Raw genomic sequence first — 20,467 nt, forward strand, 5'->3', positions numbered from 1 at the left:
ATGTTTTTTATAAACAAGACCCACCGCTCACATCAATCAATTGTCCAGTAATCCAGCGACTATCAGGGGAAGCTAGAAACGCAGCAGTGTCGGCAATGTCTTCTACTTCACCTAATCGATTGAAAGTGGAAATGTTAGTAGCGTATTGTTTCATCATTGGATCGCTCAAGAGTTCCGCGTTCATATCTGTTTTGATAAAGCCTGGAAGTATTGCATTCACCGTTATTCCTCGTGCTCCGAGCTGTTTTGCTAGCGTGAAAGTCATTGTGTTAATTGCACCTTTCGTCATACTATATGCAACGAAATCAGGTAAAGAAATGCGAGTTGCGGCTGATGAGATATTAACAATCCGGCTATTGTCACGTAAACGCGGTAGAGCTTGTCGGATGATGAAGAATGGTGCTTTTGCATTTACTGAAACGATTCTATCAAAAAATTGTTCAGTTGTTTTTTCAATAAAAGCACCAGGTCCAATTCCAGCGTTGTTTATTAAAATATCAAATTCCGTTCCACCAGTTCGCTTTTGCAATTCAGTATCTAAAGAATTATATAGGTTTTCTACACCGTGTAAAGATTCAAGATTTGCACCGATAGAAAAAGCTGATCCGCCATTTGATTGAATTTCATGAACAGTTTCTTCAGCATCTTCTTTTCTGTTACCATAATGAACAGCAACTAATGCACCGTCGTTTGCTAAACGCTTTGCGATAGCACGTCCAATTCCTCGGCTTGCTCCAGTAACTAATGCTATTTTACCTTTTAACATATTTCTCTCATCTCCTCATAATTTTTTTATATGTTTTAAGTTGTTTTTCTTTATGTAGAAAAGCAAACATACTTAAGTAATATATGAGTACGTGTAAGAAGTGCACTCCAATTTTGTTTTGAGAAAAATAAATAACTTTTTAGTATATGAATTGAGATTAAAAAATAAATTTTCAAAAAATATATTGACAATGAAAAGAACAAAGTCCTATAATACGTTTAACAAATAAAAGTCAATTATGAATTTTCGGAATTTATATTATGTATATGCAAAGAAGAGGAAAGTAGATGATTATGATCGTTTCAGAGAGCTACTTCAAGGCTGTGAGAGTAGTAACAATCGAATCATTGAAGATCACCTCGGAGCATCGCTTGCGAAAGGGAAACCGAGTAGAGGGCGGCGGCATCGTCTCCGGTAAAAGGACGGGGGTCTGGTTGGACCTACAAAGCTTATATTTCGTGAGAAGTGTAAGGAAGCTGAGTGGTAACGCGAAACTCTCGCCTCAGCAATCAAAGCTACTATTAAGTAGTAGTTGATTGCTGAGGTGAGAGTTTTTATTTTAAAAAATAGATTAAGTAAGAGAAAAAATGTGTAAGAAGGGATTTGACAAGATGAGAAGTGACATGATTAAAAAAGGTTTTGATAAAGCTCCGCATCGTAGTTTATTAAAAGCAACTGGTTTAAAAGATGAAGATTTTGATAAACCATTCATAGCAATTTGTAATTCTTTTATTGAAATTATTCCAGGTCATAAGCACTTAAATGAGTTTGGGAAACTTGTAAAAGAAGCAGTGCGTGCAGCAGGCATGGTTCCATTTGAATTTAATACAATTGGAGTAGATGACGGTATTGCGATGGGCCATATCGGTATGCGTTATTCGCTTCCGAGTCGTGAAATCATTGCAGATTCAGTAGAAACGGTTGTAAATGCACACTGGTTTGACGGAATGATTTGTATTCCAAACTGTGACAAAATTACACCAGGTATGATGATGGCTGCACTTCGCATAAACATTCCAACTGTTTTTGTTTCAGGTGGCCCGATGGCAGCTGGGAAAACATCTAAAGGGGAAGTTGTCGATTTAAGTTCTGTTTTTGAAGGGGTAGGAGCCTACCAATCTGGGAAAATTTCAGAAGAAGAATTAAAGGATATTGAAGATCATGGCTGTCCATCTTGTGGTTCTTGTTCCGGTATGTTTACAGCGAACTCTATGAACTGTTTATGTGAAGTGTTAGGCTTAGCTCTTCCTGGTAACGGGAGTATTTTAGCGATTGATCCAAGACGTGAGGAGTTAATTAAACAGGCAGCAGAAAAATTAAAAATTTTAATTGAAAGAGATATTAAACCACGCGACATTGTAACAGAAGAAGCAATTGATGATGCGTTTGCACTTGATATGGCGATGGGTGGATCAACGAATACAGTATTACACACGTTAGCACTCGCACAAGAGGCGGGGTTAGATTACGATATGAACCGCATTGATGCAGTTTCAAGGCGTGTACCGCATTTATGTAAAGTAAGTCCAGCTTCTAATTGGCATATGGAAGATATCGATCGAGCAGGCGGGATTAGTGCAATTTTGAAAGAGATGAGCCGAAAAGAAGGGGTGCTTCACCTTGATCGTATAACTGCTACTGGGCAAACGTTACGAGAAAATATCGCTCATGCAGAGATTCAAGATAAGGAAGTGATTCATTCTCTCGAAAACCCTCATAGTGAAGAAGGAGGATTACGTATATTAAAAGGAAACCTTGCGAAAGACGGAGCGGTTATTAAAAGCGGAGCAACAGAAGTAAAACGATTTGAAGGACCTTGCGTTATTTTTAATTCACAAGATGAGGCGCTTGCAGGCATTATGCTTGGGAAAGTTAAGAAAGGAGATGTAGTTGTTATTCGCTATGAAGGACCAAGAGGCGGACCTGGTATGCCGGAAATGTTAGCACCAACATCAGCAATTGCTGGTATGGGATTAGGAGCTGATGTTGCACTTTTAACTGATGGTCGCTTCTCTGGTGCTTCACGTGGTATTTCAGTAGGGCACGTTTCACCAGAAGCAGCTGCAGGCGGAACGATTGCACTTCTTGAACAAGGAGATATTGTATGTATTGATGTTGAGGAACGCTTGTTAGAAGTGAGAGTTAGCGATGAGGAATTAGAGAAGCGTAAAAAAGAATGGAAAAGACCAGAACCAAAAGTGAAAACTGGGTGGCTTGGACGTTATGCACAAATGGTAACATCGGCGAATACAGGTGCAGTTCTGAAAATCCCAAATTTTGATTGAGCCAATATAAAAAGAGATAAGGATGATATGGAATGGTGCAAAATGTAAAGGAGAGAGTGAAAATTGAAGATATCTTAATGGCCCATAATTGCATGAAAGATATCGTTATTAAAACACCGTTACAACGAGATTCAGTTTTATCTGAGAAATATGAATGTGACGTATACGTTAAGCGAGAAGATTTACAAGTTATTCGTTCTTTCAAAATTCGTGGTGCGTATAATTTAATTCAAAGTTTACCGAAAGAAAAGTTACAAAATGGTGTTGTTTGTGCAAGTGCTGGTAATCATGCACAAGGAGTTGCTTACACGTGTAATTTATTGAAGATTCCGTCAAAAATTTTCATGCCAACAACGACACCTAAGCAAAAAGTATCACAAGTTGAATTTTTTGGTGGTGATTTCGCAGAAATTGTATTAGTTGGTGATACATTTGATAGTTCTTTCCAAGAGGCGCAGCGCTATTGTGTGGAAAATAGGATGACATTTGTACATCCGTTTGATGATCCGTATGTCGTTGCTGGTCAAGGAACAGTCGCTGTTGAAATTATGCATGATATGGAGAAACCAGTTGATTATATATTTACAGCAATTGGCGGTGGTGGATTAGCATCTGGTATTGGTACATATGTAAAGGGGGTTAGTCCTACTACAAAGGTAATCGGTGTAGAACCGATGGGAGCTGCATCTATGAAAGAGGCCTTTCTTCAAAATGAAAATGTTGCATTAGATAAGATTGATAGTTTCGTTGATGGTGCAGCTGTTAAGAAGGTAGGAAAGTTAACTTTTGAAACTTGTAAAGATGTAATTGATGACATAGTTTTAGTACCAGAGGGAAAGGTTTGTACGACGATTTTAGAACTGTATAAGAAAAATGCGATTGTAGCAGAGCCGGCTGGTGCACTTTCTATTGCGGCACTTGATCTATACAGAGATGAAATAAAGGGGAAAACAGTTGTATGTACGTTAAGTGGTGGGAATAATGATATTGATAGAATGCAAGAAATGAAAGAACGATCCCTTATTCATGAAGGATTAAAGCATTACTTCATCATTGAATTTCCTCAACGTTCAGGAGCACTACGAGAGTTTCTGGATAAAGGATTAGGACCGGAAGATGATATTACTCGCTTTGAGTATATTAAGAAACATAATAAAGAAAATGGTCCAGCTTTAGTGGGGGTAGAATTAAAACATAGGGAAGACTATGAAGCTTTAATTACTCGTTTTCAAGAAAATAACATTCAATTTGTGGAGCTTAATAAAAATCCTGTGCTGTTTGATTTACTTATTTAATAAAAGAAAAGAGTTAACATACAATTCTACTTGAAATAAAAAAGATAGATACAAGCGGAGGGCAATCCTGCTTGTTCTATCTTTTTTATTCTTTGAAAGTTAAACGAAATACGTTCCATATTCAAGAAGGATAAAGCTAGTTAACCAAAAAAGTATTGCAATACGAATGATTACGTACATTGCAAATTCAAAGGGGGAAAGTTTTCTCTCTCGCTTTATTTTTCTTAGAAGTCTAACAGAAAAAACGGAACATAAAAGCAGGATCGCTATAGATATTTCATAGATGTTTTCTAACAGACTTATATTTTCTAACAAGTTTTTCAGCATATTCATCACCTTTTTGTAATGTATATCACAGAGAAATGGATCTCATGCTGTTTAGTTGCGTTTGTTTATTATTTTTCCAGTATCATCAATTTCTACATCAGTTGAAACCGTTTGTAAATATTGTAGTACTTTTTTCTTTTCTTCTTCATTTACAGGGGAAACTTGGTTGTTGCGAATGATGTAAGGATTGAATGACATTTGGACATCCTTTCCTTTAAAGGTTAAAGTTAATACGCCAGTTTCGGCGCTTTTTCCATTCACATAACTTGGGAATAAAAAGTTTCCTAACGAGTATGCGATAGGAACTTTATTGTAATACTCAAACCCTTGTAACCAATGCGGGTGACTTCCAACGATTGCATCAGCACCTGCATCTACCATTTTCGGAACATATTGTTTCTGGTAATCTATTGGGCGATTAGATTTTTCGATGCCCCAATGCATATAAACGATTACATAATCAGCATCTTTCTTTTGCTCTTGAATCGTTTTTGTTACAAGATCTAGATCATATCCGTTTGCAACGCCAGGTTTATTGTCACCAGCTACCCAATTAAAGTTAGGCATAAAGCGTACAAAGGAAAGAAATTTAAACTTTTTTCCTTTTACAGTTAGTTCACGAGCGGTATAAGCATCTTCAGCATTTTTTCCGGCTCCAGTGTAAGGTAGTTTTAATTTTTCGACGTGAGAAATGGTGTCTAGTAGTCCATCTTGTCCATAATCAAGCGTATGGTTATTGCCAATATTGATAATATCGTATCCAGTATTTTTAATTGCTTGTAGTGTGGATGGATCGCTTTTAATCCAAAATTGTTGCCCAGGTACTTTTTTTTCTCTCGTTGTAAATGCAGACTCTAAATTAATAAAGGAGATATCAGCTTTCGTTATTTCTTCTTTTACATGTTGGAATGGGTAATCTGCCCCATTTTTTTCGATTACAGGACGTAATTGCCAATCGAACATTGTATCACCAGAGAAGGTGAGTGTAATTTCAGGGTCTTCATTTTTCTTTTCGGTCGTTGAATTTGCTTTGGTTGATGCGTTTTGTAAATCTGATTTATTTTTTGCTTTTGAAATGTAAGTGTAATTGATTAATAAAACAATTGGTGTAATGAAAAAGGCTATTAAAATAAGTCGTTTTAATAAAGTTTTCATAGCTACCGTCCCTTTTGGTTTTGTCCCGCTTTGTTCAACTGATAAAAATCTATCACTGACTAAAGGTTCCCTGTATACCGTAATCGTGAACTTCCACAATGAATGTAGTGAAAATAACGTATAAATAGATTCATAGATGCTAAAAAAGCGGGTTTTTAGTAATGGAAATCATTTGTTAATATTCTCAGTATTAAGTTAACATATAGGTAACCTTTAAAGCAATGTGTAATCCAGAATATAGTAATAAAGAATTCAGAGGATGGAGAATGTAATATGGTTATATTAGGAGCAGTTGTAAATGGGGTCTGCATTATAATTGGAACTTTGTTTGGTAAATTATTTAGTAATATTCCAGAAAGTATGAAAGGAACGATTATGCATGCAATTGGTTTAACGGTTGCTGCACTTGGACTTCAAATGGCATTGAAGAGTGAAAATTTTCTCGTTGTGATTTTAAGTTTAGTTATTGGTGCGGTAATTGGAGAATGGCTACAATTAGAAGAAAGATTAAAACAGTTAGGAGAATGGCTAGAAAATAAAGTTGGATCGAAAGGTAAAGGAAGTATATCAGAAGGTTTTGTAACAGCTACTCTAATTTTTGCAATTGGAGCGATGGGGATACTTGGCGCATTAGACAGTGGTATTAGAGGGAATCACGATGTTTTATTCACAAAAGCGATTATTGATGGATTCATTTCTATTATATTAACGACAACTCTTGGGATTGGAGTGGTATTTTCAGCGATTCCAGTTATTTTATATGAAGGTGCCATTGCAATTTTTGCAACACAAATTAATAGTTTTGTACCAGAAAAGTTAATGAATCAATTTATAGTTGAAATGACAGCAACTGGTGGGATTATGATTTTTGCAATTGGATTAAACTTACTTGGATTTATTAAAATTAAAGTGGCAAATTTACTTCCAGGTATATTGGTAGTTGGAATGATTGTTTCAATTATGTATGGTTACGGTTTAATATTGAGTTTTTAGGAGGAAGGAATATAGATGGAGGATTTCCAATTCACAAAACGTGCACATAAAATATTGGAGATTGCAACGCGAGAGGCTGAGTGTAATAAAGGTATTATTCATCCTGTGCATCTATTGATAGGTGCTTATAAGGAGGGTACTGGAGTTTGCGCGGAGTTACATATGTATTTATTTCACAAGCTGGGCAAGAATTTTTTAGAGGAAATATCGTTATTTCAACGATACTATTTAAACGAAAAAGAGTATATAGAGGCTGGGCAATACAAATATTCTTATAAGACGATAGAAATTTTACAAGTAGCGAAGAAACGGATGGAACGTTTTCAGCAAGTATTAATAAATGAAGGGCATGTTTTATATGCGCTTTTTCAAGTGGATACATTTATTGAAAAGGTTATAAGTAAAAATGTGCAAAAAGATGTATTGCAAATTACATCTGAGCCAAGAGACTTGACGGTTGCATTAAAAAGATTTAATCCTATTTATAATAATTTATGCTGTGATATTAGAAGAGCTGTCTCTTCTGATTTTGAAAAGTTGGCACGTTTTGTTAAGGGTGAATTTGGTGAGCGTTGGTTAAAATCTTTAGATTATGGATTTCGGACATATAAAGAAGAGGTGCCTATTTTTATTGCTGAGCAGGAAGGAGTAATCATTGGTTTCGCTTGTTACGATGTTGTGGGAGGTAAGAAAGGATTGTTTGGCCCGATGGGGACAACAAAAAATAATCGTGTGAACGGTATAGGGAAGGAGTTATTGCATTATTGTTTATATAACATGAAGAAAAGCGGATTTGAATATGCAATTATTGGACAAGCAGGTCCGATTGAATTTTATGAGAGGTGTTGTAATGCACGTTTAATACCGATAGAGGATAATTAACCAACTCCATTTGCAGTGGAGTTGGTTTTATTATGAAACCATTATGTCGATGTAGTGAGTATTTATAAATCAGGATGTTGATTTTTGTTGGAAATATTTGTATTTTGTTTGAAAATAACGGGATTTGTAATTAATATTACGTATAAATCAAATTACTAAACTTTTTACAGGAAAGGGTGTAGAATGGGTATCGAATGAAAGAAGGTGTGAAAATGGCCAGCTGGAAACGAAATTTAATCATTTGTTGGCTAGGTTGTTTTACCACTGCCGCCGGTATGAGTTTAGTAATTCCTTTTTTATCTTTTTATATTGAGGAATTAGGGGTGACCGGAACTTCTAGTATTGCACAGTGGTCGGGACTTGCATTTGGTGTAACATTTTTAATGGGTGCGATTGTATCACCGATATGGGGAAAGCTCGGTGATATACATGGACGGAAATTGATGCTCATTCGTGCGAGCCTTGGAATGGCGATTATTATGACGCTTATGGGGTTTGTGACAGATGTGTATCAACTAGTCGCACTTCGTTTTTTAATGGGAGCGGTATCAGGTTTCCTTTCTACATCGATGACATTTATTGCGGCAGAAACTCCGCGAGAACATTCAGGTTGGGCAATTTCTACAATCTCAACTGGAGGCGTGAGCGGTTCTTTACTTGGGCCATTGCTCGGAGGGTATTTGTCTGAGTTAATCGGAATGCGTCATGTCTTTCTAGTTACAGGAGCTTTTTTATTTCTTTCCTTTCTCATCGTCTTTTTCTTCTTACATGAAGAGAAGCATTCTGCTAAAGAAAAAAAAGCACAGCCGAAGAAAGTATGGACGATGGTGCCAGCAAAACAATTAATTATGAGTTTATTTGTAGCAACGTTTATTATTCAGCTTGCAAATATGTCGATTCAACCTATTATTACGTTGTACGTAAAGCATTTGGCAGGACCAGGAACAGATCATATTGAAATGATTGCAGGTGCAGTCATGTCTGCGACAGGATTAGCAGTTATTTTAGCAGCCCCTAAGCTAGGAAGATTATCAGATCATATTGGACCTCAAAAAACGTTAGTTGTAGCGTTGTTTGCTGCAGGAATTATTTTTATTCCGCAAGCATTTGTAACCTCAGCTTGGCAACTATTAATTCTTCGCTTTTTATTAGGTATTGCACAAGCAGGACTATTACCTTCCGTACAAACTCTGCTAAAACAACATACGCCAACCCATGTAACGGGACGAATATTTGGATATAATCAATCGTTTCAGTTTTTAGGAAATATGATTGGGCCAGTACTTGGTGGACAAATTGCAGCTCATGCGGGATTCCAATATGTTTTCTTCTCTACATCATCATTATTATTTATTGCATGTATTTGGGTTTATTTTCATAGTAAAAATGCAGAGGTATCAGAGAAACAACATTTGGAAGTTAGTTAATTAGGTGAATGAACAGTAAAAAGGATGAAGCAATATTTGCTTCATCCTTTTTCATTAAAATTGAAGGCAAAGATAACTTAATGTACCAAGCTCGTAGCTACGGTGAATGACTTTCCCTGTCTGTTCACCACTACCCATTGCGATAAATAAAGGAACAAAATGCTCTGCTCTTGGCACTGCTAATTGTGCATGAGGAGCATTTCTTTCCCAGTTAAACAATGCATCTTTATCGCTAGTATGCATATGATTTATAATCCAATCATCAAATTCAATCGCCCATTGTTCCGGAGCGGTTTCATTCCATTTTAATGCTCGTAAATTATGAACAGTAACCCCGCTACCGATTACTAAAATATCTTCTTGTCCAAGTCCTTTTAGTGCTTTTCCAATTTCATATTGCTCTTTTGCGGGAAGGAAAGGATTTACTGATATTTGTACGACAGGAATATTTGCTTCTGGATACATACGATGCAGGAGTGTCCATGAACCGTGATCTAAACCTCTCGTCGTATTTTTATGGACTAGAATTCCTTTGTCTTTAAATTTTGTTTCCAGCATAGTTGCAATGTTAGAAGAACCTTTAGATCGATATTTTATTTCATATAATTCAGGAGGGAATCCGCCGAAATCATAAATTGTTTCATATTCGTTATCTGAAGAGGAAATCGTTAATATTTCACTTTCCCAGTGAGCGGTGAAAATAACAATTGCTTTCGGTTTATATGTTTCTCCAAGTGTTTTTAAAAAACGTGTATAGTCTGTATCTTGAATAGCAAGCATTGGTGAACCATGTGCTAAAAATAGTGATGGCATCATAATTGAAACCTCCTAAAAATATAGTGATTACTTTATGTAAGTAACTATATAATTTATTTTTGGTTCGTCAAGAGAATAGTTTAATATGTAATTGAAACAATAGATCATTTGTCATAATGAGAGCAATTGCATATAATACATAATAAGAATAATGAATATAAATTCATTTTATTAAAGAGATACATAATAGATTTGGAGGCTGTCGAAATGAACATACAGGAAAATTTCGTTACGGCATTGGATGAATCGGAAATTTATTTGCGTAAATGGTTACCAGAAGGCAATCCGCGGGGGATTGTTCAAATCGCACATGGCATGACAGAACATGCAGGTGCTTACACCGAATGCATTGATGCTTTATTAGAAGCAGGATATGGTATTTATGCTCATGATCATAAAGGACATGGGAAAACAGTGAAAAGAGAAGAAGACTATGGGCATTTTGAGCCGGATATTGGTTGGAATCAGGCTGTGTCTGATGTAATCTTTGTATCGGAAACTATAAAAAAAGAACAGAACTGTCCACTGTTTTTACTTGGACATAGTATGGGCTCGTTTTTATCTAGACGGGCTGTACAACTTAGAGGTGAATTATATGATGGATTTCTCATTTCGGGAACTGGGGGAAATCCGGGGTTTTTAGGCATCGTTGGTCATAAAGTAGCGACAATTGAGATGAAACTTCGCGGAAAGAAAAAGAAAAGTCCGATGCTGAACTTTTTATCTTTCGGAAACTTCAACTCACACTTTAAGCCGAATCGTACAAAATTTGATTGGCTATCTTCAGATATAAATCAGGTTGATAAATATATTGCCGATCCGTTATGTGGATTCATTTGTACGACTAGTTTTTACCGAGAATTATTTCATGGGGTATTAGAAGTAAATAAAATAGAAGAATATGAGAAGACACCGAAAGAACTTCCAATACATATTTTTTCTGGAAATCGTGATCCAGTTGGAGATATGGGGAAAGGTGTAAAAGAAGTATACGAAAACTATAAAAAATGCGGTGTGAAAGATGTAACACTTCGATTATATGAAAATGGTAGACATGAAATGTTCCATGAAGTGAATAGAGAAGATGTATTTCAAGATTTGATTTCATGGTTAGATGAGCATATTGTATAAGAAGAAACCTCACTTCATGCTGAAGTGAGGCTTTTTGAGAAATTGGAGGATTGATTATGAGTGAATTTGTAAATAAAGAATATGTAGAAATAGATTTTCAAGATGTTTTGATTAAAGAAGAGGAATTGAAAAATTGTACCTTCATAAAATGCCGTTTTAGAGGGATAGATGCATCAGAAGTTTTTACTAAAAATTGTAATTTCATAGAATGTGATTTTACTGGTACTCTTTTTAATGCTTCTATCCACCAAGGAACTACATTTGCTAATTGTAAGTTTTTTGGTGCAAATTTATTTGTCTCTAAGTTTGAAGAATGTAAAATGACTGGTTCTGACTTCGAAGAGGCAAATTTAGACGGAATAACAATTATATCAGGCGATTGGTCATATACAAATATTAGGTTTGCGAACTTAAGTAAGCAAGTATTAAAGGGAATTCGCTTAGTTGAAGCTGACTTGTATGAATGTAATTTAGAAAAAGCAGACTTACGTGAAGCAGATTTAACGGGTGCTCAATTAGGTAAGGTAAAACTTAGTGGGGCGGATTTAAGAGGAGCTGTAGTTGATAGAGTTGATTTTAAAAGTTTCGATTTAAAAAATGTGAAATTGGATATAGCGCAGGCGATTGCAGTTGCGAGATGTTATGGAGCAAAGGTGAATTAAATCATTTGTAACACCGTTCAATATATTGAACGGTGTTACAAATAGTAATAATTTTTAAAAATCGCCTTTTACCGCTTTTACAATTTGATGTGTAAAACTGCAAATGTCAGGAGATGCTGTAAATGGATAGCATAAAGATTAAACAACTATATGAAGCATTAAGAAAATCTTGGTCAATAGAAACGATTTCTAAGTGGACGAGAGAAAGCCCAGCAAAGGAATAATGTGATGTAACGGCCCTTATTGTCCAAGAATTGTGATAAAGACGAAGATAGGTGAAGTATGGCATTTTTACAATACAGTAGATGGGAAAAGGTATGATTTTACTTGGACCCAATTTCATGAAACATTAAACTATATGGACATGAAGTCGAGCCATGAAGAAGCATTTGCAGATACAAATGAAAAATAATATGACATTTTGAAGGAAAAGATAGTTAAAGAATTAAAATTATCTTTTGACTCTTAATCTCCGATAAGTTACTATAATGGTGGTAACTAATTAAAGGGAATTTCATAGAGTTGAAAGGGGAAATACTTTTGAAAACAGCTTATGTAAGCGCTACGATTGTAACGTTGAATGAACAAAATGAAGTGTTAGAAAACGGATATATCATTGTAGAAGATGATCAAATTATAGAAGTGAATAGCGGAGAAATCCCTTCTCATTATGAAGTGGATGAAGTGATAGATATGCAAGGGAAGTGGGTTTTACCAGGGCTTGTCAATACACATACACATGTTGTTATGAGCCTTTTGAGAGGTATCGGAGATGATATGTTATTACAGCCGTGGTTAGAGACGAGAATTTGGCCACTTGAAAGTCAGTTTACTCCAGAACTTGCGGTTGCTAGTACGGAATTAGGATTGCTTGAAATGGTGAAAAGTGGTACAACAACATTCTCTGATATGTTTAACCCAATTGGAGTAGACCAAGATGCAATTATGGAAACGGTATCAAAAAGCGGAATGCGAGCTGCAGTTTCAAGAACTTTATTCAGCTTTGGAACGAAAGAAGATGAAAAGAAAGCGATAGAAGAAGCTGAGAAATACGTGAAGCGCTACTATAAAGAAAGTGGCATGTTAACTACGATGGTTGCTCCGCATAGTCCATATACATGTTCTACAGAAATGTTAGAAGAGTGTGCACGTATTGCCGTGGAAAATCAAACTATGGTTCATATCCATCTTTCTGAAACAGAGCGTGAAGTACGTGATATTGAGGAAAGATACGGAAAACGTCCAGTAGAATATGCGGCAAGTTGCGGATTATTTAAACGACCAACAGTCATTGCACATGGTGTTGTTCTAAATGAAAATGAGCGTGCATTTTTAGCAGAACATGATGTTCGAGTAGCTCATAATCCGAATAGTAATTTAAAACTAGGTTCGGGTATAGCGAATGTAAAAGCGATGCTAGAGGTAGGAATTAAAGTAGGAATTGCAACGGATAGTGTTGCGTCTAATAATAATTTAGATATGTTTGAAGAAATGCGTATTGCGACTTTATTACAAAAGGGTATTCATCAAGATGCAACAGCATTGCCAGTTGAAACAGCTCTTTCTCTTGCAACAAAAGGAGCAGCTGAAGTAATTGGGATGAAACAAACGGGATCACTTGAGGTTGGAAAGTGTGCCGATTTTGTTACAATTGATCCATCTAATAAACCGCATTTACAACCAGCAGATGAAGTGTTATCACATCTTGTGTATGCTGCTAGTGGAAAAGATATAAGCGATGTAATTATTAACGGAAAACGTGTCGTTTGGAATGGTGAATGTAAAACATTAGATGAAGAGCGTATAATATTCGAAGCAGGTCGTTATAAACGAGGTTTACAAAGATAGGTATTACATGTCGGTTGAAAAAGCTATCCTTTTTTAAAAAGGGTAGCTTTTTTCTTGAACGAATAAATATTCAATGTAATGTCGCATCTTTCTATTGGTATTTCTGCTATAATATATAACGTTTTATAATATTTTATATTAAGGAGCACAATTCATGAAGCGAAAAAAGAGCCGTTTAATGGTAATGGCACTTGTTACATCTTTATTTTTAACAGCTTGTAATAATAAAGCTAATAAAAGTGATGCAGAAGCTAAAAAACAAGTGTTAAATGTAACAGTATCAGAAGAAATTCCTTCTCTTGATACTACGAAAACGATGGATGGTACATCAGCACACGTTATGCAAAACATATTTGAAGGGTTGTATGTGCTAGATGATCAAGATAATCCAACTCCTGCTATAGCAAAATCGTTTGAAAGAAGTGAAGATGGTAAAAAATATACATTTCATTTGCGTAAAGATGCAAAGTGGTCAAATGGAGACCTAGTAACAGCAAATGATTTTATGTTTGCGTGGAGACGAGCGTTAAGCCATGAAACAGCGTCGCAATATGCATACATGCTGTTTTATATAAAAAATGCGAAAGAAATAAATAAGGGAGTAATGCCTCTTAATGAACTTGGAGTAAAAGTACTAGATGACTATAAGTTAGAAGTTGAACTAGAACAGCCAATTCCGTATTTCTTACAATTACTAGCGCTCCCAATTTACTTACCACAGCACGAATCATTTTTAAAAGAACAAGGAAAGAATTATGGATTGGAACCTAGTAATCTCATATATAACGGCCCATTTGTATTAGAAAAATGGAAGCATGAACAAGAGTTCCAATTAAAGAAGAATGCTACATATTGGGATCAAAAGAAAGTGAAATTAGACGAAATAAACTTTCAAATTGTGAAAGATACAATGACAGCAGTAAATTTATATGAAGCTGGTAATCTGGATCGAGTAGCTATTAATTCACAAGTTGTAGACAAGTATAAAGGGAACAAGGAATTGCATATGTCGAGCGATCCTGGAATTGCGATGCTCCGTTTTAACGAAAAAAATAGCGCACTAGCAAATAAAAAAGTGCGTCAGTCTATATCACTAGCGTTAAATAAAGATGATTTTGTTACTCACTTTATTAATAACGGGGCAAAACCTGCAAGTGGACTTGTACCAGTTGGTCATATAAATGAAGAGACTGGTAAAGATTTTAGAAAAGAAAACGGAGATATTTCTCCATATGATTTACAAAATGCGAAAAAGATTTGGGAAGAAGCGAAAAAAGAACTTGGAGTAGAACAAGTAAAACTCGAGTTTTTAACGTTTGAACAAGATAACGCAAAACGTATGGCAGAATATATAAAAGGTGACTTAGAAAAGAATTTGCATGGATTAACGATACAAATTAAACAACAGCCATTTAAGCAAAAATTACAATTAGAACAAACAGGTGAGTACGATATAGCTATGGTAAATTGGGGACCTGACTATAAAGACCCAATTAGTTATTTAGAGCTATTTACGACGAATAATCCAAATAATAAAATGAATTATTCCAATCCCCATTATGATGAACGAATTAAAAAAGCCAAAAATGAACTTGTACTAGAGCATAAGAAAAGATGGGAAGCTCTGCAAGAGGCTGAGCGTATTTTATTAGAGGACGCTGCGATAGCACCGCTTTATCATATTGGCTCAGCGTATGTACAAAAGGATTATGTAAAAGGAATTGAAAAACATCAATTTGGTGGCGTTTATACTTATAAGAATGCTTATATCGATAATAAGAAAAAATATTAATTCTAAAAAAGAAACCTTACTTTTAAAAGTGAGGCTTCTTTTTTGAATATAACTTCTATTAAACCGATTTTAATAAAGAATAAAAATTCGTATCATATGGGATATCATCTTGATACATATAGTTTTTTAGAACCCCTTCTTTTTCAAAACCTAATTTTAATAGAACTTTATTTGAAGCCTCATTTTCAAGAAATACAATTGCCCCGATACGTTTTAAATGAAGCGTATGGAAGCCGTAACATATAATTTCAGAAACGGCCTCAGTAGCATAGCCATTTCCCCAGTGTTCAGGGAAAAAGGCATAACTTATATTTGCTCGTTTATGTTCAGAAGACCAATCGTGAAAACCAATTGTTCCAATGAGCCCTTTTTTGTCTTTTAATTCGATACCCCATTTAATGCCGCTTCTTGTGTTGTAACTCAACTTAAAATTATTTAGGATTTGTTTTACTTGATCCAAATTTTGTAATGGTTTTTGGCCATAATGGCGCAGGACATCGGTATTAGAAAAGCAATGTAGTATACTCGGTGCATCTTCTTCGGTAAGTTCTCTTAAAACAAGTCGCTCAGTTTTTAATATAGGAAACATGCCTTCACTCCTGTTCATATGAAATTAGAATGTATTTGTTATTATATATATAATTTAATCTGAAAATAAAGATTATTCAAGGTGTAATGATGATTTTGATTTATGTTAAAATTGACTGTGGAATATATTTCAAAAGAGGTTTAGATATGGAGAAAAACTCAATTTTAATTGTAGATGATGATCGAGATATTATTCGATTTATTACTGTGAATTTAAAACAAGAAGGTTTTACTGTTTTTAGTGCTGACAACGGAGAAGAGGCGTTAGAGGTATTGAATAATAATAATGTTCAACTTGCTATCCTTGATGTTATGATGCCTCAAATGGATGGGATTGAATTGTGTAGAAGGATAAGGGAGAAATATAGTTTGCCAATTATGTTTTTAAGCGCTAAATCATCAGATGTAGATAAAGTGATTGGATTTAGTACTGGGGCAGATGATTATATCGTAAAGCCGTTTAGTACAATTGAATTTATTGCAAGAGTGAAAGCTCAATTAAGAAGATATACATATTTCAATCAAAATAATGTCCAAGTAATTGAAAAAAAGATAAACATTAGAGGTTTAGAAATAGATGAAGTGTCGAGAACAGTAATGCTATATGGACAAGCAATTAATCTTACGAAAACTGAGTACGCCATTTTGCATTTAATGGCAGTAGCAAGAAATCGTATTTTCACAATTGAAGAGATATATGAAAGTGTTTGGAATGAACGGGCTTATGAAAGTAATAATACGGTGATGGTTCATATTGCGAGATTAAGAAATAAAATAGAGGAGAATCCAAAAGAGCCGAAGTTTATACAAAATGTTTGGGGAGTCGGATATAAAATTGAAGATTAAATCATTACAAGGAATTAGAGCTAAATTCTTTTTCGCATTCATATGTAGTATTTTATTAGCTACAGTAAGTATGATATTAGTTCAAATTTTATTTGGACATATATATAATAATGTTGCTGTGCTAGAGGAAAGATATTCATTTCTTTATTTTATAGCTTTTCTTCTTTTAACGACTATATATTTTGCATTACTGACAAAAACAACTATAAAAAGATTGAATGAGATTAACCAAAGTGTGAAGGAAATAAGCAATGGTAATTTGGAAATACATATACCTATTTCGAAAAGCGATGAGATTAGTGAACTAGCGAAGAATGTTAATGGAATGGCTAAAAGTTTAAAAGTGTCTATTGAGAATGAAAAAAAATCACAGGAAATGAAAAATGAAATGATTAGTAATATCTCTCATGACTTACGAACGCCTGTAACATCTCTAATAGGTTATGCTGACCTATTAGGAAATAAGCTGCATTCAAATGTAGAAGAATGTGACCAATATGTAAGTGTATTAAAGCGAAAAAGCTATGAATTAAAAAGTCAGGTAGATGATTTGCTAGAATACTGTCAAATAAATTATAGAGAAATTGAATTACATAAAGATGTAATAAATATGAAAGCATTAATTGAGCAAATTATGATAGATTTTGTACCACAATTAGATGATGCGAATATGAGTTTTTATATTAATAGTGAAGAGGAGCTACATGTAGAAGTTGATGTAGCACTTATAGTGAGACTATTGGAAAATGTAGTTAGTAATAGCATTATGTATGGGAAAGCTGGAAAGGAAATTTTAATTCGAATTTCAAAAAGAGAACTGAATGTTGAAATAGAAATTAAAAATTTTGGACAATGCATTCCGAAAGAGAACCTTCCTTACGTTTTTGAAAAGTTTTATCGTGGTGAAAAATCACGTAGCTCTCATACGGGTGGGAAAGGAATGGGGCTTACAATTGCGAAAAGTATAGCAGAGCTCCATAAAGGAGATATCACTGTGCGTAGTAACGATAAAGAAACAGTTTTCATCGTAATTTTACCGCAGTATAAATAAGTGTAAGAAAGTCGTAAGTATTTCTTTCATATGTCGTAAATTTTACTTTGTATCATTGAGAATAAAGATATGAGAGTAGGGATACAACATGTGGAAGAAATATTTGCTCGCAATTTTATGTGTTTTTTTAATTACAAGTTGGAGTGTTGTTTTTTTAGCTAATGGTGTAATATCAGTTTTTATTTGGTGGGTTATACAAGCTTTTAGTTTAGTTTCAATTTTTATCTTAATAGGATCAGTAGTAATGTTTGTTTGGAAAAGCATTTTTAGAAAGCGGATAGATAGATTGCTACTCTTAATAGTTCTTTTCTCTATCATTGGAGCTTGGCCCATGGGGTGGTTCGCTAACATAGGTGGACTTGCTTATCCAGTAGATATAGAGTCTATGACTCCTAAAGTAGTAGTCCGCTTTCCATTGAACAAACGGGCGTTAGTAGGTTGGGGTGGTGATCGATTGGAGAAGAATTATCATGTGATAAAACCAAATGAACGATGGGCATACGATATTCTCATTCCACCTGCTGAAGTGAAAAGTAATAAGTTAAAGGATTATGGAATATATGGCGCAGATGTACTGGCACCGGCTTCTGGAACAGTTGTATCAATTAATAATGATGAAAAAGATTTAGTTCCGGGATCCGATGATTTTCAGTCAATGGCAGGAAATCACATTTATATACAGCTAGATGAAACAGGAACATTTTTATTTCTCGCCCACTTAAAGAAAGGGTCAATTAAAGTTAAAGAAGGACAACACGTAAATGAAGGGGAGGTTCTTGCTCAAGTTGGTAACTCGGGAAGTTCCAGTGAACCACATTTACATATTCATCATCAGAGGCAGGATCCATCTAATACGAGTATGTTTCTTACGGAAGGATTACCGCTATACTTTCGAACTGAAAAAGGAGCGATGATGCCTGAAAGAGGGGCATACATAAGTGGTAATTAGAAGAAATTTATTTCGCTGAAAAAGGGTATTCCAAATTAAAATTGGAATACCCTTTTTCATTAACCAACAAACGTTTGATACAGTAAGAAAATATTTAAAATGATAACGAGAGCGGCGATTAACCATGCGGTGAATGTTGTAATGCGATGGTTAACGAGTGCGCCCATAATCTTTTTATTACTTGTGAACATGATGAGTGGTACTAATGCAAAAGCAATACCGAATGATAAAACGACTTGGCTCATTACGAGAGCGTAAGTTGGATTTACACCTAAAGCGATAATAACCAGCGGTGGAATCATTGTTATAAATCGGCGTAAGTATAACGGAATATGCATTCGAATGAATCCTTGCATAATAATATCACCTGACATTGTACCGACAGAAGAGCTAGATAATCCCGCTGATAAAAGTCCGATTCCAAATAAAGCAGCGGATGCAGGACCGACTAAGTTGCTAAATTGGTTAAAAGCAACATCAAGATCTTCAACGTGTAGACCATTTTTAAAGAATAGTGCAGCAGCAACAATTAGCATACTTGCGTTAATAGCTCCAGCGATAACCATTGCAATAATAATGTCGATGAATTCGAAGCGGAAAATCTTTTTCTTTTGTTCATCATTTGTTCCGACTACACGGCGCTGCGTTAAGGCCGAATGTAAATATATCGCGTGCGGCATTACTGTCGCACCTAAAATTCCAGCTGCTAAAAGGATGCTATCTACACCTTGGAATTTTGGAGTGAAAAGTCCTGAGAGTAGAGGGCTTAATTCCGGTTTTGCGTAAAAGACTTGGATACCAAAAGCGATAACAACGATAAAAATCATTCCTGTTATGATAGCTTCTAATGGACGAAAGCCTCTGCGTTGAAATTCAAGAATAATAAATGATCCAACTGCTGTAATTAAAGCAGCTGGTAACATCGGAATTCCAAATAGTAAGTATAAGCCGAGTGCTGCCCCGATAAATTCAGCTAAATCTGTAGCCATAATAACGAGTTCACCTTGTATCCATAAACCGATGGAAACTGGTTTGGGGAAGTTTTCGCAAGCAACTTCAGGAAGATTTCTCCCAGTAGCAATTCCTAATTTTGCTGATAAAGTTTGAATTAATACAGCCATTAAATTAGAAGCGAGTATTACCCAAAGTAGTAAATACCCATATTGTGACCCGGCAGCGATATTTGTAGCGAAGTTCCCAGGATCAATATAAGCAACTGATGCGATAAAAGCAGGCCCTAAGAATGGTAACAGTCTTTTAAAGCCTTTTGTTTGTCCGCTTAACGCTAAATGGGCTGATTGAACTGTTGTACTTTGAGAAGGGACTTGTTCATCTTTTGTTATATCTTTATTCATAGTAGTTTTCCCCTTTGAAATCTTAACTTGATGAAGTTATTGTATTTATCCTGCTATTTGCGGGCAGTAAGACTCCCCCCTCGAATTTCGGCGAATGCGAGGAAGTTAGGTGGGAGATCAACTGTTCGTAAAAGCCCCACTGATTAAAGTTTCATTTTATTCTTACTCATTATTTCAATACATTTAGATATATTATGTGACAATTTCATTTGAACATAAAAGTTTCCTTAATGCAAATTATATGACTGTGCGCAATGAATGGTGTGACGATGCAAAAAAAATGGGAGTTTATGGTTGCT

General features: G+C 35.2%; 19 protein-coding genes and 1 pseudogene. 14 read left to right on the forward strand and 6 right to left on the reverse strand.

What is annotated here, in order from left to right; translation table 11 throughout:
• Window positions 1–7: 7 nt before the first annotated feature.
• A complete protein-coding gene (locus MR071_RS05540; RefSeq protein WP_242235320.1) occupies window positions 8–766 on the reverse strand; it encodes an SDR family oxidoreductase in 759 nt (252 codons plus the stop codon).
• Between the two features lie 238 nt (window positions 767–1,004).
• Here MR071_RS05540 and MR071_RS25945 point away from each other — a divergent pair, with 238 nt between their 5' ends.
• The 3 genes from MR071_RS25945 (at window position 1,005) to ilvA (ending at window position 4,346) form a co-directional block, all read left to right on the forward strand.
• On the forward strand, window positions 1,005–1,184 hold the full coding sequence (locus MR071_RS25945; RefSeq protein WP_472926927.1) for a hypothetical protein: 180 nt from the start codon (window positions 1,005–1,007) through the stop codon (window positions 1,182–1,184).
• A 193-nt stretch (window positions 1,185–1,377) separates the two neighbouring features.
• Entirely contained in the window at window positions 1,378–3,051 is a 1,674-nt protein-coding gene (gene ilvD / locus MR071_RS05545; protein WP_105583822.1) for a dihydroxy-acid dehydratase, read from the forward strand.
• Between the two features lie 32 nt (window positions 3,052–3,083).
• Window positions 3,084–4,346, forward strand: coding sequence for a threonine ammonia-lyase IlvA (ilvA, locus tag MR071_RS05550; RefSeq protein WP_105583821.1), 1,263 nt, complete (start codon window positions 3,084–3,086; stop codon window positions 4,344–4,346).
• Window positions 4,347–4,445: 99 nt separating this feature from the next.
• On the opposite strand, the gene MR071_RS05555 is transcribed toward ilvA, so the two are convergent.
• A complete protein-coding gene (locus tag MR071_RS05555; protein WP_105583820.1) occupies window positions 4,446–4,673 on the reverse strand; it encodes a hypothetical protein in 228 nt (75 codons plus the stop codon).
• A gap of 51 nt (window positions 4,674–4,724) precedes the next feature.
• The gene (locus tag MR071_RS05560) at window positions 4,725–5,828 is read right to left on the reverse strand and encodes a CapA family protein (protein ID WP_242235322.1); all 1,104 of its coding nucleotides are present in this window, start codon (window positions 5,826–5,828) and stop codon (window positions 4,725–4,727) included.
• Window positions 5,829–6,101: 273 nt separating this feature from the next.
• Here MR071_RS05560 and MR071_RS05565 point away from each other — a divergent pair, with 273 nt between their 5' ends.
• The 3 genes from MR071_RS05565 to MR071_RS05575 all read left to right on the forward strand — a co-directional run bounded on the left by MR071_RS05565 (window position 6,102) and on the right by MR071_RS05575 (window position 9,130).
• Window positions 6,102–6,821 carry a DUF554 domain-containing protein gene (locus MR071_RS05565; RefSeq protein WP_105583818.1) on the forward strand — a complete coding sequence of 240 codons (720 nt, stop codon included), beginning with the start codon at window positions 6,102–6,104 and terminating at the stop codon, window positions 6,819–6,821.
• Between the two features lie 15 nt (window positions 6,822–6,836).
• The gene (locus MR071_RS05570) at window positions 6,837–7,703 is read left to right on the forward strand and encodes a GNAT family N-acetyltransferase (RefSeq protein ID WP_242235325.1); all 867 of its coding nucleotides are present in this window, start codon (window positions 6,837–6,839) and stop codon (window positions 7,701–7,703) included.
• A gap of 212 nt (window positions 7,704–7,915) precedes the next feature.
• Window positions 7,916–9,130 (forward strand): multidrug efflux MFS transporter, encoded by a 1,215-nt coding sequence (locus MR071_RS05575; RefSeq protein ID WP_242235327.1) that lies wholly within the window; start codon window positions 7,916–7,918, stop codon window positions 9,128–9,130.
• 54 nt (window positions 9,131–9,184) lie between these two features.
• Here MR071_RS05575 and MR071_RS05580 read toward each other — a convergent pair whose 3' ends face one another.
• Window positions 9,185–9,946: a DODA-type extradiol aromatic ring-opening family dioxygenase gene (locus tag MR071_RS05580; protein WP_105583815.1), complete on the reverse strand. Its 762-nt coding sequence runs from the start codon at window positions 9,944–9,946 to the stop codon at window positions 9,185–9,187.
• A gap of 207 nt (window positions 9,947–10,153) precedes the next feature.
• Between MR071_RS05580 and MR071_RS05585 the strand changes: the two genes are divergently transcribed.
• The 5 genes and pseudogenes from MR071_RS05585 (at window position 10,154) to MR071_RS05605 (ending at window position 15,379) form a co-directional block, all read left to right on the forward strand.
• Window positions 10,154–11,077 (forward strand): alpha/beta fold hydrolase, encoded by a 924-nt coding sequence (locus tag MR071_RS05585; RefSeq protein ID WP_105583814.1) that lies wholly within the window; start codon window positions 10,154–10,156, stop codon window positions 11,075–11,077.
• Window positions 11,078–11,133: 56 nt separating this feature from the next.
• Window positions 11,134–11,739, forward strand: a complete 606-nt coding sequence (locus MR071_RS05590; RefSeq protein ID WP_242235329.1) for a pentapeptide repeat-containing protein — start codon at window positions 11,134–11,136, stop codon at window positions 11,737–11,739.
• Between the two features lie 122 nt (window positions 11,740–11,861).
• Window positions 11,862–12,151, forward strand: a pseudogene (locus MR071_RS05595) (YunG family protein).
• Window positions 12,152–12,261: 110 nt separating this feature from the next.
• Window positions 12,262–13,587: a bifunctional S-methyl-5'-thioadenosine deaminase/S-adenosylhomocysteine deaminase gene (locus MR071_RS05600; protein ID WP_142395705.1), complete on the forward strand. Its 1,326-nt coding sequence runs from the start codon at window positions 12,262–12,264 to the stop codon at window positions 13,585–13,587.
• A 154-nt stretch (window positions 13,588–13,741) separates the two neighbouring features.
• Window positions 13,742–15,379, forward strand: a complete 1,638-nt coding sequence (locus MR071_RS05605) for a peptide ABC transporter substrate-binding protein (RefSeq protein WP_105583811.1) — start codon at window positions 13,742–13,744, stop codon at window positions 15,377–15,379.
• 58 nt (window positions 15,380–15,437) lie between these two features.
• On the opposite strand, the gene MR071_RS05610 is transcribed toward MR071_RS05605, so the two are convergent.
• Entirely contained in the window at window positions 15,438–15,968 is a 531-nt protein-coding gene (locus tag MR071_RS05610; RefSeq protein ID WP_105583810.1) for a GNAT family N-acetyltransferase, read from the reverse strand.
• A 146-nt stretch (window positions 15,969–16,114) separates the two neighbouring features.
• On the opposite strand from MR071_RS05610, the gene MR071_RS05615 reads away from it, so the two are divergent.
• From MR071_RS05615 to MR071_RS05625, 3 genes are all read left to right on the forward strand, one after another.
• On the forward strand, window positions 16,115–16,813 hold the full coding sequence (locus MR071_RS05615; protein WP_105583809.1) for a response regulator transcription factor: 699 nt from the start codon (window positions 16,115–16,117) through the stop codon (window positions 16,811–16,813).
• Entirely contained in the window at window positions 16,803–17,864 is a 1,062-nt protein-coding gene (locus tag MR071_RS05620) for a sensor histidine kinase (protein ID WP_242235331.1), read from the forward strand. Before MR071_RS05615 ends, MR071_RS05620 begins: the two co-directional genes overlap by 11 nt.
• 88 nt (window positions 17,865–17,952) lie before the next feature.
• Complete coding sequence (locus tag MR071_RS05625) at window positions 17,953–18,813, forward strand: M23 family metallopeptidase (protein WP_105583808.1); 861 nt, start codon at window positions 17,953–17,955, stop codon at window positions 18,811–18,813.
• A 59-nt stretch (window positions 18,814–18,872) separates the two neighbouring features.
• Here the strand turns inward: MR071_RS05625 and MR071_RS05630 are convergent, their stop codons facing one another.
• Window positions 18,873–20,168 carry an Nramp family divalent metal transporter gene (locus MR071_RS05630; RefSeq protein WP_242235333.1) on the reverse strand — a complete coding sequence of 432 codons (1,296 nt, stop codon included), beginning with the start codon at window positions 20,166–20,168 and terminating at the stop codon, window positions 18,873–18,875.
• Between the last annotated feature and the right edge of the window lie 299 nt (window positions 20,169–20,467).

It is taken from the genome of Bacillus cereus group sp. BfR-BA-01316 (genome assembly GCF_022664195.1).
GTDB lineage: Bacteria > Bacillota > Bacilli > Bacillales > Bacillaceae_G > Bacillus_A.